The 14841-nt window shown below is 71.3% G+C and carries 14 protein-coding genes; 2 read left to right on the top strand and 12 right to left on the bottom strand.

Translation table 11 applies throughout. From position 1 onward, the window contains the following. Window positions 1-31: 31 nt before the first annotated feature. The 8 genes from BLT44_RS08510 to BLT44_RS08475 form a co-directional block, all read right to left on the bottom strand. Window positions 32-658, bottom strand: a complete 627-nt coding sequence (locus BLT44_RS08510) for an MBL fold metallo-hydrolase (RefSeq protein ID WP_010157548.1) — start codon at window positions 656-658, stop codon at window positions 32-34. Continuing rightward, window positions 658-1743, bottom strand: coding sequence for an S-(hydroxymethyl)mycothiol dehydrogenase (locus tag BLT44_RS08505; protein ID WP_010157549.1), 1086 nt, complete (start codon window positions 1741-1743; stop codon window positions 658-660). The genes BLT44_RS08510 and BLT44_RS08505 overlap by 1 nt, the downstream gene beginning before the upstream one ends. Before the next feature lie 103 nt (window positions 1744-1846). Then, window positions 1847-3130: an ArgE/DapE family deacylase gene (locus tag BLT44_RS08500; protein ID WP_010157550.1), complete on the bottom strand. Its 1284-nt coding sequence runs from the start codon at window positions 3128-3130 to the stop codon at window positions 1847-1849. Between the two features lie 159 nt (window positions 3131-3289). Further along, on the bottom strand, window positions 3290-4387 hold the full coding sequence (locus BLT44_RS08495) for an RsbRD N-terminal domain-containing protein (protein WP_010157551.1): 1098 nt from the start codon (window positions 4385-4387) through the stop codon (window positions 3290-3292). A gap of 31 nt (window positions 4388-4418) precedes the next feature. Next, window positions 4419-6281: an ABC-F family ATP-binding cassette domain-containing protein gene (locus BLT44_RS08490; RefSeq protein ID WP_010157552.1), complete on the bottom strand. Its 1863-nt coding sequence runs from the start codon at window positions 6279-6281 to the stop codon at window positions 4419-4421. 164 nt (window positions 6282-6445) lie between these two features. Continuing rightward, window positions 6446-6673, bottom strand: coding sequence for a hypothetical protein (locus BLT44_RS08485; RefSeq protein WP_010157554.1), 228 nt, complete (start codon window positions 6671-6673; stop codon window positions 6446-6448). A 27-nt stretch (window positions 6674-6700) separates the two neighbouring features. After that, on the bottom strand, window positions 6701-7402 hold the full coding sequence (locus tag BLT44_RS08480) for a DsbA family oxidoreductase (RefSeq protein WP_010157556.1): 702 nt from the start codon (window positions 7400-7402) through the stop codon (window positions 6701-6703). Window positions 7403-7474: 72 nt separating this feature from the next. Then, the gene (locus BLT44_RS08475) at window positions 7475-8401 is read right to left on the bottom strand and encodes a 4-(cytidine 5'-diphospho)-2-C-methyl-D-erythritol kinase (RefSeq protein ID WP_029608374.1); all 927 of its coding nucleotides are present in this window, start codon (window positions 8399-8401) and stop codon (window positions 7475-7477) included. 231 nt (window positions 8402-8632) lie between these two features. On the opposite strand from BLT44_RS08475, the gene BLT44_RS08470 reads away from it, so the two are divergent. Together BLT44_RS08470 and BLT44_RS15900 are read left to right on the top strand one after the other, a co-directional pair. Further along, on the top strand, window positions 8633-10288 hold the full coding sequence (locus BLT44_RS08470; RefSeq protein ID WP_040504994.1) for an MDR family MFS transporter: 1656 nt from the start codon (window positions 8633-8635) through the stop codon (window positions 10286-10288). A 4-nt stretch (window positions 10289-10292) separates the two neighbouring features. Beyond that, window positions 10293-10877 (top strand): MarR family winged helix-turn-helix transcriptional regulator, encoded by a 585-nt coding sequence (locus BLT44_RS15900; protein ID WP_010157559.1) that lies wholly within the window; start codon window positions 10293-10295, stop codon window positions 10875-10877. On the opposite strand, the gene rsmA is transcribed toward BLT44_RS15900, so the two are convergent. From rsmA to BLT44_RS08445, 4 genes are read right to left on the bottom strand one after another with little or no spacing between them, the layout of a single operon-like run. Beyond that, a complete protein-coding gene (rsmA, locus tag BLT44_RS08460) occupies window positions 10858-11769 on the bottom strand; it encodes a 16S rRNA (adenine(1518)-N(6)/adenine(1519)-N(6))-dimethyltransferase RsmA (protein WP_010157560.1) in 912 nt (303 codons plus the stop codon). The two genes, BLT44_RS15900 and rsmA, sit on opposite strands and share 20 nt — an antisense overlap. Beyond that, window positions 11766-12686, bottom strand: coding sequence for a TatD family hydrolase (locus BLT44_RS08455; protein ID WP_010157561.1), 921 nt, complete (start codon window positions 12684-12686; stop codon window positions 11766-11768). Before BLT44_RS08455 ends, rsmA begins: the two co-directional genes overlap by 4 nt. Beyond that, complete coding sequence (metG, locus tag BLT44_RS08450) at window positions 12683-14269, bottom strand: methionine--tRNA ligase (protein WP_010157562.1); 1587 nt, start codon at window positions 14267-14269, stop codon at window positions 12683-12685. The genes BLT44_RS08455 and metG overlap by 4 nt, the downstream gene beginning before the upstream one ends. 55 nt (window positions 14270-14324) lie before the next feature. Continuing rightward, a complete protein-coding gene (locus BLT44_RS08445; protein WP_010157563.1) occupies window positions 14325-14801 on the bottom strand; it encodes an OsmC family protein in 477 nt (158 codons plus the stop codon). Window positions 14802-14841 lie beyond the last annotated feature (40 nt).

The raw sequence follows: 14841 nt of genomic DNA, 5'->3' as shown, positions 1-14841 counted from the left end.
GTGTGCGTCACACCCCGTCACGCACCGCGTGCTAGTGCCCCCGAGCGATCCACTCCTCGAGGTGCGGCGCCTCGTCGCCGATGGTCGTCGTGTCGCCGTGGCCCGTGTACACGACCGTCTCCGCGGGCAGCGTCAGCAGCTTGCCCCGGATGGACTCGATGATGAGCGGGAAGTCGCTGAACGAGCGGCCGGTGGCGCCGGGGCCGCCCTGGAAGAGGGTGTCGCCGGTGAAGACCGCGCCGAGGCCGGGCGCCGAGAACGAGGTCGATCCGGGCGAGTGCCCCGGCGTGTGCAGCGCCGTCAGCTCCACGCCGGCGACGGAGAACGCGTCGCCCTCCGCGATCTCCGCGTCGGGAGCGGTCTCGTGCACGGTCTCCCAGAGCATCGCGTCCGCCGGGTGCAGGTGGAGCGGCGCTCCCAGACGCTCGGCGGTCTCGCGCGCGGCTCGAATGTGATCGTCGTGCCCGTGGGTGAGCAGAATCGCGACGGTGCGCCGGCCGCCGACGGCCTCCGACACCTCGGCGGCGCTGTGCGCGGGATCGATGACGATCACCTCGTCGTCGTCGCCGACGATCCACACGTTGTTGTCGACCTCCCATGTGCCGCCGTCGAGCGAGAACGTGCCGCTCGTGACGAGGCGCTCGATGCGCGCGGCCATCAGAGCACCACCACCGAGCGGAGCACGGTGCCCTCGTGCATGCGGTCGAACGCGGCCTCCACGTCGCCCAGCCCGATGCGCTCCGTGACGAAGCCGTCGAGATCGAGGCGGCCGAGCCGGTACTGGTCGATGAGCATCGAGAAGTCGCGGCTCGGCAGGCAGTCGCCGTACCACGACGACTTCAGCGATCCGCCCCGCCCGAACACGTCGAGCAGCGGCAGCTGGAGCTGCATCTCGGGCGTGGGCACGCCGACGAGCACGACGCGGCCCGCGAGGTCGCGCGCGTAGAAGGCCTGCGTGTAGGTCTCGGGACGGCCGACCGCGTCGATCACCACGTCGGCTCCGAAGCCGTCGGTGAGCGCGCGAATCGCCTCGACCGGATCGTCTGAGCGCGAGTTCACCGTGTGCGTGGCCCCGAAGCGCTTCGCCTGCTCGAGCTTCGCGTCGTCGATGTCGACCGCGATGATCGTGGTCGCCCCCGCCAGCTGCGCTCCCGCGATGGCGGCGGTGCCGACACCGCCGCAGCCGATCACCGCGACCGACTCGCCGCGCTGCACGCCTCCGGTGTTGATCGCGGCGCCGATGCCCGCCATCACCCCGCAGCCGAGCAGGCCGACGGCGGCCGCGTCCGATTCCTCGTCGATCTTCGTGCACTGGCCGGCGGCGACGAGCGTCTTCTCGATGAACGCGCCGATGCCGAGCGCCGGCGACAGCTCCGTGCCGTCCTCCAGCGTCATCTTCTGCCGCGCGTTGTGGGTGTCGAAGCAGTACTGCGGCTGGCCCTTGGCGCAGGCGCGGCACTGCCCGCAGACGGCGCGCCAGTTCAGGATCACGCGGTCGCCCACGGCGACCTCGGTGACGCCCTCGCCCACCGCCGCCACGCGGCCCGTGGCCTCATGACCCAGCAGGAAGGGGAACTCGTCGCTGATGCCGCCGAGCTTGTAGTGCAGATCGGTGTGGCACACGCCGCTCGTCAGGATGTCGACGACCGCCTCCCCCGGGCCCGGGTCGGGTACGATCACCGTCTCGATGGAGACCGGGGCGTTCTGCTCTCGAACGACGACGCCTTGCACTCGGTAGGGCATGTGGGTTCCTTTCGCGGGGTCTCGGGGGCGCGCCCGCCTGCTCGCGGCTCGCGCATGCGTTCACCCCAGGCTACCGAGTGCCGCCGACACCCGCCCCCGCGGTTCACCCGATCTCGGTCACGCCGCACCACTCGGCGATGAAGAGCGCCATCGACTGCGTGCAGCGCCGCACCGACTCGACGCTCACGCGCTCGTCGAATCCGTGGATGTTCTCGGAGACCGGGCCGTAGACGAGCGTGGGCGTGTTGCCGTAGTTCACGAAGACGCGGCCGTCGAGGTAGCCGGGCGTGGTGAAGCTCGTGAGATCGCGCCCGAACGCGGCGCGATGCGTGCGCTCGAGCACCGCCTCGGCCTCGCCGCCGGGTTCGAGCACGTAGCCCTCCGCGTAGAACCCGTCGGGGGTGACCCGCACGTCGAACGGGCGCCGCTCCGCCGAACCCGACGCCGCCGCTCGCACGCAGTCCTCGACGGCCGCGTGCGCCTCGGCGGCGGTCATGCCGGGGTAGAGCGCCACGCGCAGCCGCAGCTCGCACCACGCAGGCACGCTCGACGGCCAGTCGCCGCCCGAGATCCCGCCGATGTTGAAGTTGATGGGGTGATCCAGATCCTCGAAGAAGCGGTGGCGATCCCGCTCCGCGTTCCACTCCCGCTCCAGACCCCGCAGCGCGCCGATCACCGCGTAGGCCGCATCGATCGCGTTGAAGCCGCTCGCCATCTCGCGCGGATGCGTGGGCTCCCCGCTCACGCGGATCGTGCACCACAGCACCCCGACGTTCGCCCGCACGAGCGCGTCCTCCTCGGGCTCCGAGATGATGACGGCCTCGGCCTCGTAGCCGCGCAGCAGCGCCGCGAGCGACCCGTTGCCCGTGCACTCCTCCTCGACCACCGACTGCAGGTGCACCCGAGCGGTCGGCGCGAGGCCCGCGCGGCGCAGCGCGTCGAAGGCGAACAGGTTCGCGACGAGGCCCGCCTTCATGTCGCCCGCGCCGCGGCCGTACATCCAGCCGTCCCGCACCTCGGCGTCCCACGGGGAGCGCGACCACTGCGTCTCGGGCCCCTCGGGCACGACGTCGATGTGCCCGTTCAGAATGAGCGACCGGCCCTCCACGCGCTCCGGGGTGAAGGTGCCGACCACATTGGTCATCCGCGAGTAGTCGACCGTTGACGGGCCGTAGCCCGGGTGCGCCTCGAGCTCGGGCGACCCGATCGTCCACCGATCGATCTCCAGGCCGAGCGCCGCCATGCGCGCCTCGACGAGATCCTGCGCGGTCTCCTCGTCCGCGCGCAGCGACGGCGCGGCGACGAGGTCCGCCGTCGCGCGCAGCTGCTCGTCGAATGCCACGTCGACGGCGTCGAGAATGCGCTGCGCCTGCGTGTCCGAGATCATGGGTGCCTCCGATTCCGTGTGCTCACCCGGCGGCGCCGAGGCGGCCGGGCGCGGGTGATCCCGCATGCCTTCGAGGCTAGGGCGGGGGCGCGCCGCGATCCGTGTCGGATCGCCCCCGCTTGCCGCCGCTCCGTGTGCAATCGGACACTCGCCGGCCGGTCACAGGTCGAGCATCACCATCGCGATCGCCGCGTCGCGCGGCACGGTCACGTCGAGCCCGCTCAGATCTTCGAACGCCCGCAGCCGCTTGAGCACGGTGTTGCGGTGGAAGAAGAGCTCCTCCGCCGTGCGCTGCATCGATCCCGTCCTGATGAAGGTGCGCACCGTGACGGCGAGACGCTCGCGCTCGCCCGCGGGCGCGGCCTCGAACGCCCCGACGAGCTCGTGCGCGAAGCCGTCGACGCGTTCGAGCATCGTCTCGCGCGCGATCGAGGCGAACCCGTCGCGCAGCCGGCAGACCGAGCCCGCGGCGGCGCGCTCCGCGAGATCGACGGCGAGCGCCGCGGCCCGCCCCACGAGTGCGAGCCCCGGCACGCGCGACACGTACCCGCCCGAGAGCCGGTCGTCGGCGTCGACCCAGTCGACGGGGCCGCGCCGCGGCCGCAGCAGCATCGTCGTGTCGCCGTCGTCGAAGTACTGCCCGCCCGAGCTCACCACCTCGCTCACGAGGCGCTCCACGTCGTGGGCGGTCGCGAGCATCTCGTACTCGGCATCGGGGCCGAGCCGCAGCATCTCGGCGATCGCGGCGAGCTCCTCGCCCTCCGCCTGACCGGAGAAGAGCCGGGAGCGGGCGCGCTCCTTCGCCGTGCGATGCTGCTGCGCCATCGATGCGGACTCCGCGAGGAAGGCCCGCTGCACCTCGGTCGCGTAGCGCTCGACGACGTCGAGCACCTGCTCGCCGTGCGCGAGCAGCGCATCGGTCAGGTCGGGGCGGGCGGCGCGCTCGAGACCGCGCCACAGCACCCGGAAGTTGATGCGCACGGCCTCCATGAAGCGCTCGACGCGCACCCCCTGGCGCGCCCTGCGCCGGCCCAGGGCCTCCGCGAACGCCGACGGCTCCTCCGCGCCGGCGTCACCCGCGAGACGCGCTGCGAAGAGAGCGAAGGCACCGCGCGCCGTGCGCTCGATGTCTTCGGCGGCCACCGCGTCGCCCACATAGCCGTCGTGCGTGCGCAGTTCGGCGAGGAAGTCGTCGAGGAGCCGCGGTGTACCCGCGCGCACGCGTTCGATGAGCTGGAGCCAGCGCGGATCGTGCATCTTTCCATTGTGCGGCACGCGGCGCCCGGTGCTACTCCAACTCGGCGGAGAGCTCCAGCCAGCGCTCCTCGAGCGCCGCGACCTCGTCCTCGAGCGCGGTGATCTTGGTCATCTCCGCGTTCAGCGCGGTGTAGTCGCTCTGATCCTTGGATGCGAGGCCCGTGCGCGCCTGCTCGGCATCGCGCTGGAGGCGCTCCATCTTGCGCTCGACGGCTGCGAGCTCCTTCTCGGTCGCGCGCCGCTCGGCGCCGCTCAGCGCGGACGAGCGCCCGGCCGACCCGTGATCCGCACCGCCCCCGGCAGACGCCCCGCCCGCGGTGGTCGCCCCGCCCGCGGAGGTCGCAGGCGCCGGAGCCGGCACGGCGGGAGCGCCCGATTCCTCGGCGGCGCGCAGCTCGAGGTACTGATCGACCCCGCCCGGCAGATGCCGCAGGCGGCGGCCGAGGATCGCGTACTGCTGATCGGTGACGCGCTCCAGGAAGTACCGGTCGTGCGACACCACGATGAGCGTGCCCGGCCACGAGTCGAGCAGGTCCTCCATCGCGGCCAGCATGTCGGTGTCGAGGTCGTTGGTCGGCTCGTCGAGGATCAGCACGTTCGGCTGGTCGAGCAGGATCAGCAGCAGCTGCAGCCGGCGCTTCTGGCCGCCCGAGAGATCTTTCACGGGCGTCGACAGCTGCGCGCTCGTGAACCCCATGCGCTCGAGCAGCTGCCCGGGCGTGAGCTCCTGCGCCTTCGATCCGCTGCCGACCGTGAAACTCGTGCGCAGGCCGGCGATCACCGTGCGCACCGGATCCTGCAGGTGCTCCTCGAGCTCGTCGAGGCGCTGCGTGAGCGTGGCGACCTGCACCGTCTTGCCGCGCTTCACCCGACCCGAGGTGGGCTCGACCGCACCCGAGATGAGGCCCAGGAGCGTCGACTTGCCCGCCCCGTTCACGCCCAGGATGCCCGTGCGCTCGCCCGGCGCGAGCAGCCAGTCGACGCCGTCGAGGATCACCCTGCCGTCGTACGCGACCCCCGCTTCGACGAGGTTCACCACCTCTTTGCCGAGGCGCGCGACGGCCATGGACTGCAGCGACACGCGATCCCGGATCTCGGGCACGTCGGCGATCAGCTCGTTCGCCGCGTCGATGCGGAACTTCGGCTTCGACGTTCGCGCCGGCGCGCCGCGACGCAGCCAGGCGAGCTCCTTGCGGGCAAGGTTCTGCCGCTTCTGCTCGATGGTCGCCGCCTGACGGTCGCGCTCGACGCGCTGCAGGATGTAGGCGGCGTACCCGCCCTCGAACGGCTCGACGATGCGGTCGTGCACCTCCCACGTCGTGTTGCACACCTCGTCGAGGAACCACCGGTCGTGGGTGACGACGAGCAGCGCGCCCTGCCCGCGGGGCCAGCGCCGCTTCAGGTGGTCGGCGAGCCAGGCGATGCCCTCGACGTCGAGGTGGTTCGTGGGCTCGTCGAGGAAGAGGATGTCGTACTGCTGCACGAGCAGCCGGGCGAGCGCGACGCGGCGGCGCTGCCCGCCGGAGAGGGCGTCGAGCGGCGCGTCCCAGTCGAGATCGGAGACCAGGCCCGCGATCACCTCGCGCGCCTGCGGGTCGCCGGCCCACTCGTACTCCTCGCGGTCGCCGACGACGGTGCGCCCGACCGTCGCGCCGGCGTCGAACGCGTCCGCCTGGTCGAGCACTCCGATCGTCGTTCCGCCGCGCATCGTCACCTTGCCCGCGTCGGGTTCGCGTCGCCCGGCGAGCATCATCAGCAGACTCGACTTGCCGTCGCCGTTGCGGCCGACGATGCCGATCCGATCGCCCTCGCCGACGCCGAGCGTCACCGAGTCGAACACGGTCTTGGTCGGTACTTCGAGGTGCAGGGCCTCGGCTCCCAGTAGATGCGCCATATCCCCTCAAGCGTACTCGGCCCGGCGCGGTGCGTCGGAGATTCGGCGTGCGTGAGACGTGCTCCCCCGATCCGGTCTCACCGAGGCCGAATGTCTCACCGGCGCGGGCGCACGGCCCGCCCGCGCTTCAGGCGCTGCCGCTCATCGCACGGGCAGGGGCCGCTTCAGGCCGCGCAGCAGGATCCGCCGCAGCAGGATCCGCCGTCGCCGAGCAGGTTCATGATCTCCCGCGATTCGGCGTCGGCGAAGGAGGCGGCGCCGTCGAGGCCCGCGTACGCGGCCGTCGGCTCGGCGACCGTCGGGGCGGCCGCGGCATCGGCGCTGACGGCGCTCGTCGCGCTCCCGCTGCTCAGCGCGCTGTCGGCGGTCTCGGCTCGGTTCTGCTCGGTCATGGGGTGCTCCTTCGTCGTGGGTCGAGTCTAGACGGCGCTCGCCGGCGCGTCGCCGCGGCGGAACCCGAGCACCTGCTCGAGCACGTTCTCGAAGGCGTCGGCCGATTGCGCGCCCGAGACGCCGTACTGCTCGTCGAGCAGGAAGAAGGGGACGCCGCTGATGCCGAGCTGCCGGGCGCGCACGATGTCGCGCTGCACCGCTTCGCCGTAGGCGTCGTCGTCGAGCGCGGCCCGCGCCTCCGCCGAGTCCAGACCCGCCTCGGCGCCGAGCCGCGCGAGCGCGTCGGCGCTCGACAGATCCTCGCCCTCCGCGAAGTAGGCGCGGAACAGGCGCTCCAGCACCTCCGTCTGCACACCGCGCTCGCGGGCGAGGTGCAGCAGGCGGTGGGCGCGCTGCGTATTCGCGTGCCGCACCTCGTCGAAGCGGAACTCGACGCCCTCGGCGGCGCCGAGTGCGGTCATCTGCCCGAGCATCTGCTCGACCTGCTCCGCCGGCATGCCCTTGTGGCGCACGAGGAAGTCGACCTCGCTCCCCGAGAAGTCGAGCGGCGTGTCGGGGGCGAGCTCGAAGCTGTGGCTCTGCGTCTCGACCGCGACGTCGGGGTGGCGCTCGCGGAAGGCGCGCACGCCGGCTTCGAAGCGGTGCTTGCCGAGGTAGCACCAGGGGCAGGCGATGTCCGACCAGATGTCGACGCGGATCGTGGTGTCCGCAGGCGTCGTTTCACTCACGCCCAGTGCAGCGTCGGGCGATCCGCCCGTATTCCCGCCGCGCCCGAAACGCGCGGCGGCGGGCGTCGGCGCTCAGATGACGCGCGCTCCCGGAACGGGCCCCGACACGGTCAGCGCGCGGAAGCCGCGCCGACCGAGCACCGTGCGCACCTCCGCCGCTTCCTGCGGTGTGCCCACGAGGAACGCGATGGTGGGCCCGGAGCCCGACACGATTCCCGCGAGCGCGCCGCGCGACTCCCCGAGTTCGAGGATCTCGGTCAGCTCGGGCGCGAGTTTCAGGGCGGCGACCTGGAGGTCGTTGTGCATGGCGTCGGCGAGCGAATCCGCGTCGCCCACGCGCACCGCCTGCAGCACGGCGGTCTCCACCTTCACGAGGTCGGGCTGCGGGCCGAGCGCGCTCGCGTGACGGTCCCGGTGCTCGTCGAGCGTGCGGTAGACCACCGGGGTGCTGAGGCCGGAGTCGGAGAGCGCGAGCACCCAGTGGAAGTCGCCCTGCGCGAGCGCGGGGCTGAGCTCGTCCCCGCGGCCCGTGCCGACGGCGGTGCCGCCTTCGAGCGCGAATGGCACGTCGGCGCCCAGCTCTGCGGCGAGCGGCAGCAGGCCGGCGCGGCCGAGCCCGGTGCCCCACAGCTCGTCGCAGGCGACGAGCGTCGCGGCGGCGTCGGCCGAGCCTCCGCCCATGCCGCCCGCGATGGGCACGCGCTTGAGCACGGTCAGAGACACCCCTCGGCTGCAGCCGGTGCGCTCGGCGAGCAGCTTCGCGGCCGCGATGGCGAGGTTGGAGTCGTCGAGGGGCAGGGCCGAGGCGTCGACGGGGCCGACGAATCGGATCGAGAAGTCGTCGGCGTCGACGGCGGTGACCTCTTCGAACAGCGAGACGGCCTGGTAGAGCGAGGCGACGTCGTGATACCCGTCGGATTGCAGCGCTCCGACGCGGAAAAACACATTGATCTTCCCGGGTGCGCGCACCGTGACCGGGCCCCCTCGGCTCCTACCCATGGTCCTACGCTAGCGCAAGCGATCCCCTCGATCCGACGGATCCGCAACAGGCGTTCGTTAGTTGACACCCGTCAACCAAGTGCTATAGTTGATCTCCGTCAACAGTTGACTTGCATCAACCGACGCCTCTGCCGCATCCGGCGCCCCGCTCCGCGCCCGATGCCGCCCGTCAGCCCACAGAATCAGGTGTTCATGTCCCTTTCCGCATCCGCTCCGTCGCATCCCCCGAAGATGACCCATCGCCAAGTGCTCGAGGCGCTCTCGGGCCTCCTCCTCGGCATGTTCGTGTCGATGCTGGCCTCGACCGTGGTGTCGAGCTCGCTGCCCGTCATCATCCACGACCTCGAGGGCGACCAGGCCGCGTACACGTGGGTCGTCACGGCCACCCTCCTCACCACCGCGATCTCGACCCCGATCTGGGGCAAGCTCTCCGACCTCTTCAACCGCAAGCTGCTCTTCCAGCTCGCGATCGGCGTGTTCGTGCTCGCAACCGCTGCGGCCGGGTTCTCACAGGATCCCGGCACCATGATCGCGTTCCGCGCCGTGCAGGGCGTCGGCGCCGGCGGGCTCGCGGCCCTCAGCCAGGTCATCATGGCCGACATCATCAGTCCGCGCGAGCGCGGCCGCTACATGGGCCTCTTCGGCGCCGTCATGGCGCTCTCGACGGTCGGCGGGCCCCTGCTCGGCGGCGTCATCACCGACTCCATCAACTGGCGCTGGAACTTCTTCGTCGCCCTCCCGTTCGCCGTGGCGGCCCTGTTCATCGTGCAGAAGACGCTCCACCTGCCGAAGCGCCCCAAGAAGCAGACGAGCATCGACTACTTCGGCATCGTGCTGCTCTCCGCCGCCGTCTCGCTGCTGCTCATCTGGATCACCAACGCCGGCAAGGACTACGACTGGTGGAGCCTCACCACCGTGCTCATGGTCGGCGGCGCGATCGTCGCCACGGTGCTCTTCATCATCGTCGAGCTGCGGTCGAAGGAGCCGCTCATCCCGCTGACGCTGTTCCGCAGCCGCACCTTCACGCTCGCGGTCGTCGCATCGATCGCGACCGGCATCGCGATGTTCGGCTCCTCGGTGTTCCTCAGCCAGTACATGCAGCTCTCGCGCGGCGCCACCCCGACCCAGGCCGGCATCATGACGATCCCGATGATCGCCGGGCTGCTGCTCGCATCCATCGGCGTGGGCGGCCTCATCACGAAGTACGGCAAGTGGAAGCCGTACCTGATCGTCGGCGGCGTGCTGCTCATCGCCGGGTCGACGATGCTCTCGACCATCCACTACGACACCAACTTCGCCCTCGTCTCCCTCTACATGTTCCTGCTCGGCGCAGGCGTCGGCATGACCATGCAGAACCTCGTGCTCGTCGTGCAGAACACCACGGAGCCCTCGCAGATCGGCGTCTCCAGCTCGGGCGTCACGTTCTTCCGCAGCCTGGGCGGCACCATCGGCGTCTCCGTGATGGGCGCGGCACTCGCGACGAAGGTCGCCGACCTGATGGGCTCGGAGTCCATCACGGCGAAGATGACCGCCGCCCTGCGGTCGCTCGGCAAGGAGGGCCTCGCAGTCGCGGAGCAGCTCCAGTCGGGCGCGCTCCCCGAGGTCTCGAAGCTGCCCGAGGCGGTTCGCGTGATCATCGAGGACGTGTATGCGCAGGGCATCTCCCATTCGTTCCTGATCGCCGTGCCGTTCGCCGTGATCAGCCTCATCGCGATCGTGTTCCTCCCGAACGCGCCCCTCACGCAGATGACGAACACCGAGCGCGCGCAGGCCGCGGAGGCCGATCTCGCGACGGTGTCGACCTCCGAGGGCATGGGCGTGCTGACCGCGACGGGCGGCATCCCCGTGATCGACGACGAAGAGCCGAATCGGTCGTCGAGGAGGTAGCGACGTGCCTGCTCAGCCCGATCGGGGTCCGGTCGATCCCGCTCCGTCCGCCGATCCCGCCGGACTCCCCGCGGAGGCGGCGGGATCGGCGGGATCGGACGGCCCGGCGGCAGCGGCCGGCCCGGCGGGGTCGCCCGGCGGCGACTCCCGATCCCGGGCCTTCGAAGCGCTCGAGCGGGAGTTCGAGCACATCTTCACCCAGTTCCGCCGCTCGGCGATGGCCAATGCATCGCAGGTGAGCGCGGGCATGCTTCCCGGGGCGTACAAGGTGCTCACCACGATCTCGCGGATCGGCAGCGCCACGCTCTCCGAGCTCACCGAGATCCTGCTGACCGACAAGGGCCAGATGAGCCGTACGATCCGCGAGCTCGACGAGCGGGGGCTCATCGACCGCTCCCCCGACCCGTGCGATGGCCGCTCGATGCGCATCTCCCTGAGCGAATTCGGCGCCCACCGCCTCGCGGTGACCCGCGGCGAGAAGGAGCACGAGCTGCGCGACGCGATGGGCCGGTGGACGGTCGGCGACATCGTGCGGTTCACCGAGCTGCTCCACGCCCTCTCGCGCGGGCTTACGCCGCGGGATCCGTGACCCGAGCCGCAGCGCGCGCGATCGCGAGGAACTCGTCGATCGTCAGCTGCTCCGCCCGCGCCTCGGGGTTCACCCCGGCGTCGGCGATGATGCCGACCGTGCGATCGAACGCTCCGAGCACCGGCTGCAGCGCCTGCCGCAGCATCTTCCGCCGCTGGGCGAACGCCGCGCCCACGACATCGAAGGTCAGGCGTCGCTCCGGCTCGGTGCCGAGCGGCGACTCGCGCCGCTCGTAGCGCACCAGCACCGAGTCGACGCCGGGCACGGGCCAGAAGATCTTGCGGCTGACGGTGCCCGCGATGCTCCACCGGCCGTACCAGGCCGCCTTCGCGCTCGGCGAGCCGTACTCCTTCGACCCCGACCGCGCGGCGATGCGGTGGCCCACCTCCGCCTGCACCATCACGAGGCCTCCCCGCAGCTCGCGGAGCAGCTCGAGCAGGTGCATGAGGATCGGCACCGAGACGTTGTAGGGAAGGTTCGCGACGAGCAGCGTCGGCGCACCGCCCGCCGTGAAGTCGTCGCCGGTCACCTCGAGCGCGTCGCTGCGCACCACGCGCAGGCGCGGGCTGCCCGCGTCTGCGAAGACGTCGGGCTGCAGCGCGGCGACCGTGGCGGGAAGCTCGGCGGCGAGGCGGTGGTCGATCTCGACCGCGGTGACGGCGGCTCCCGCCTCGGTGAGGCCGAGGGTCAGCGACCCCAGACCCGGGCCGACCTCGACGACGCATTCGCCGCGGCGCACATCGGCGAGGCGCACGATCTTGCGCACGGTGTTCGGGTCGATCACGAAGTTCTGCCCGAGCTTCTTCGTCGGCGAGACGCCGAGCCGTTCGGCGAGCTCGCGCACCTGCGCGGGCCCGAGCAGCGCGCTCGTCTCGCGAGCCGCGTCGTTCACGCGTCGACCGCTTCCGGCTCGGGCTCCCACGACCCGTAGACGCGCTCGGTGTTCGCCCCGAGCAGCGCACACACCTCGTCGAGCGGGCGACCCAGCGTGTCGGCGAGGCGCCGCACCGTGTACGGCATCAGGTAGGGCGCGTTCGGGCGGCCCCGGAAGGGCTCGGGGGTGAGGAACGGAGCGTCGGTCTCCACGAGCAGCAGCTCGGGCTTCGCGATCGCGATCGCCTCGCGCAGCTTCGGAGCGTTCTTGAACGTCGACGGCCCCGCCACCGACAGGTACCAGCCGCGCTCGTTGCAGATCTTCGCGAGCCTGACGTCCCCCGAGAAGCAGTGGAACACGGTGCGCTCGGGCGCGCCGACGCGCAGCAGCGTCGACACCACCTCGTCGTGCGCGTCGCGGTCGTGGATCTGCAGCGCGATGCCGTGCGCCTTGGCGATCTCGATGTGCGCCTCGAACGATTCGATCTGAGCTCCGCGGCCCTCCTCGCCGGTGCGGAAGAAGTCGAGCCCGGTCTCCCCGATGGCGCGGACGCGGGGTTGCGCCGCGAGCCGCGCGATCTCCGAGAGCTGCTCGTGCAGCAGCCCCTGCTCGGCCACGAGCGGCGCCTCATTCGGGTGCAGCGCAACCGCGGCGAGCACACGCGGGTCGCTGGCCGCCAGCTGCGCACTCCACCGGCTCGTCTCGAGGTCGGTGCCCACCTGCACGACGCCGCGCACCCCGACCGCCTCGGCTCGCGCGAGCGAATCGAGGGGGTCGAGCTGATCCACACCGTCCTCGAACTCGAGATGGGTGTGATTGTCGTAGAGGGGATGCGGAAGCGGTTCGGGCGCCTCGGGGCGCGAGAGATCGCGCCCCGAGGACCCGGCGCGCTTGCGCAGTCCTCCGGCGGGCACCTCCGGCGCGGCCCCGCTCACTTGCTCGTCTCGTCGGTCTCGATCCGGGGGAAGAGCACGGCGAGCGCCTGCTGCTCGGTGCCCGGCGCGAGCTTGCCCCAGACGGCCGCGTCGCGGATCGGCTGCTCGTCGAGCGCGCCGAGCGTCGCCTCCGCGCCGAGCGCGGCCCACAGCTTGCCCGTGGCGACGGGCACGACGGGGGCGAGCAGCTCCGCGAGCACGCGCAGCCCCTCCGTCGCGGTGTAGAGCACCGTGCCGAGCCGCGGCCGCTGCTCGGGGTCCTTCGCGAGCGCCCACGGCTCCTGCTCCGTGATGTACCCGTTCAGGGCATCGACGAGCTCCCAGATCGCCGCGATCGCCTCGTGGATCGCGAACGCCTCGATGTGCGCGTCGGCCCGCGCCGCCGCAGAGGCCGCCAGCTCGCGGATCGCCGCATCAGCGTCGGACTCGTCGCCCGCCTCGGGCACCTGCGATCCGAAGTACTTCGCGTTCATCGCGAGCACCCGGCTCGCGAGGTTGCCGAAGCCGTTCGCGAGCTCGGCCTGGTAGCGCGCCGCGAGGTCCTCCCAGCTGAACGAACCGTCGTGGCCGAACGAGATCGCGCGCATGAAGTAGTAGCGGAACGCATCGGAGCCGAAGGTGTCCGTGATCTCGTTCGGCGCGATTCCGGTGAGCTTCGACTTCGACATCTTCTCGCCGCCGACGAGCAGCCAGCCGTGCGCGAAGACGTGCTTCGGCACCTCGAGCCCGGCGGCCATCAGCATCGCCGGCCAGATCACGGCGTGGAAGCGCAGGATGTCCTTGCCGACCAGATGGTTCGCGGGCCAGCGCCGCGCGAACTCCTCGTCGTCCTGCCCGTAGCCGATCGCGGTGACGTAGTTCAGCAGGGCGTCGAACCACACGTAGGTGACGTGCGAGGAGTCCCACGGGATCGGGATGCCCCAGTCGAACGAGGTGCGGGAGATCGACAGGTCTTCGAGCCCCTGCTGCACGAAGACGACGACCTCGTTGCGCGCGCTGGCCGGCTGCACGAAATCGGGCCGCTCCTCGTAGAGGGCGAGCAGCCGATCCTGGAACGCGCTCATCTTGAAGAAGTAGTTCTTCTCCTGCAGCAGCTCCAGCGGCTTCGAGTGGATCGCGCACACCTTCTGGCCCGCGAACTCCCCCGCCCCGTCCACGATCTCGCTCTTCGGCTTGAACTCCTCGCACCCGACGCAGTAGAGCGCCTCGAACTCGCCCGCGTAGACGTGGCCGTCGTCGTGCAGCTTCTGCAGGAACTTCGCGACGCCCGACTCGTGGCGCTCGTCCGTCGTGCGGATGAAGTCGTCGTTGGAGATGTCGATCAGGTCAAGCAGCGGCTTCCACGCCGACTCGACGAGTCGATCGGCCCACTCCTTCGGGGCGACGCCGTTCGCCGTCGCGGTGCGCAGGATCTTCTGGCCGTGCTCGTCGGTGCCGGTGAGGAACCAGGTGTCGTCCCCGGCCTGACGGTGCCACCGTGCGAGCACGTCGGCCGCCACCTCGGTGTAGGCGTGCCCGATGTGCGGGGCGTCGTTGACGTAGAAGATGGGCGTCGTCAGGAAGAACGAGGAGGGGTTGGCCATGACCTCCATTGTATTGGGAAGCGGGGGCCGGGCCCGCCGATCCGCCTCCGCGCGGTCACGAGGCCGGGGCGACGACGATCTCGGGCTCGTGGCGCACCGGGAAGTTCACCGAGTTCGCGATGAAGCACGCCGCCGAGGCCTCCGCATGCGCCGCTCGCGCCGCTTCGACCATGCCGGCCTCGGCCACGACCACGCGCGGGCGCAGCACGACCTCCTCGAACGCGCCGCCGATCCCCCGCTGCCGCATGGCGCCGGTCGCAGCGTCGGTGTACGCCGTCACGACGACGCCGGCGCGCACCGCCATGTGCAGGTACGACAGCATGTGGCACTGCGCGAGCGCCGTGACGAGCAGCTCCTCGGGGTTCCACCGGTCGCGGTCTCCGTGGAAGGTCGGATCGGCCGAACCCGCGAGCGCCGGCTTGCCGTCGGCGCGGATCAGCAGCTCGCGCCCGTACGCGCGGTACCCGCTCGTCCCGCTCCCCCGGTTGCCCGTCCACTCGATGCCGACGCGGTACTCGTGGAGATCCTTCATGCCCCCACTCTAAACCGGCCCGCAGGGGCGCGAGAGTAGG

The organism is Leucobacter chromiiresistens, from assembly GCF_900102345.1.
Lineage (GTDB): Bacteria > Actinomycetota > Actinomycetes > Actinomycetales > Microbacteriaceae > Leucobacter > Leucobacter chromiiresistens.
Note: the sequence above shows the minus strand (reverse complement) of the source record. Positions and strands in the feature narration are given on the sequence as shown.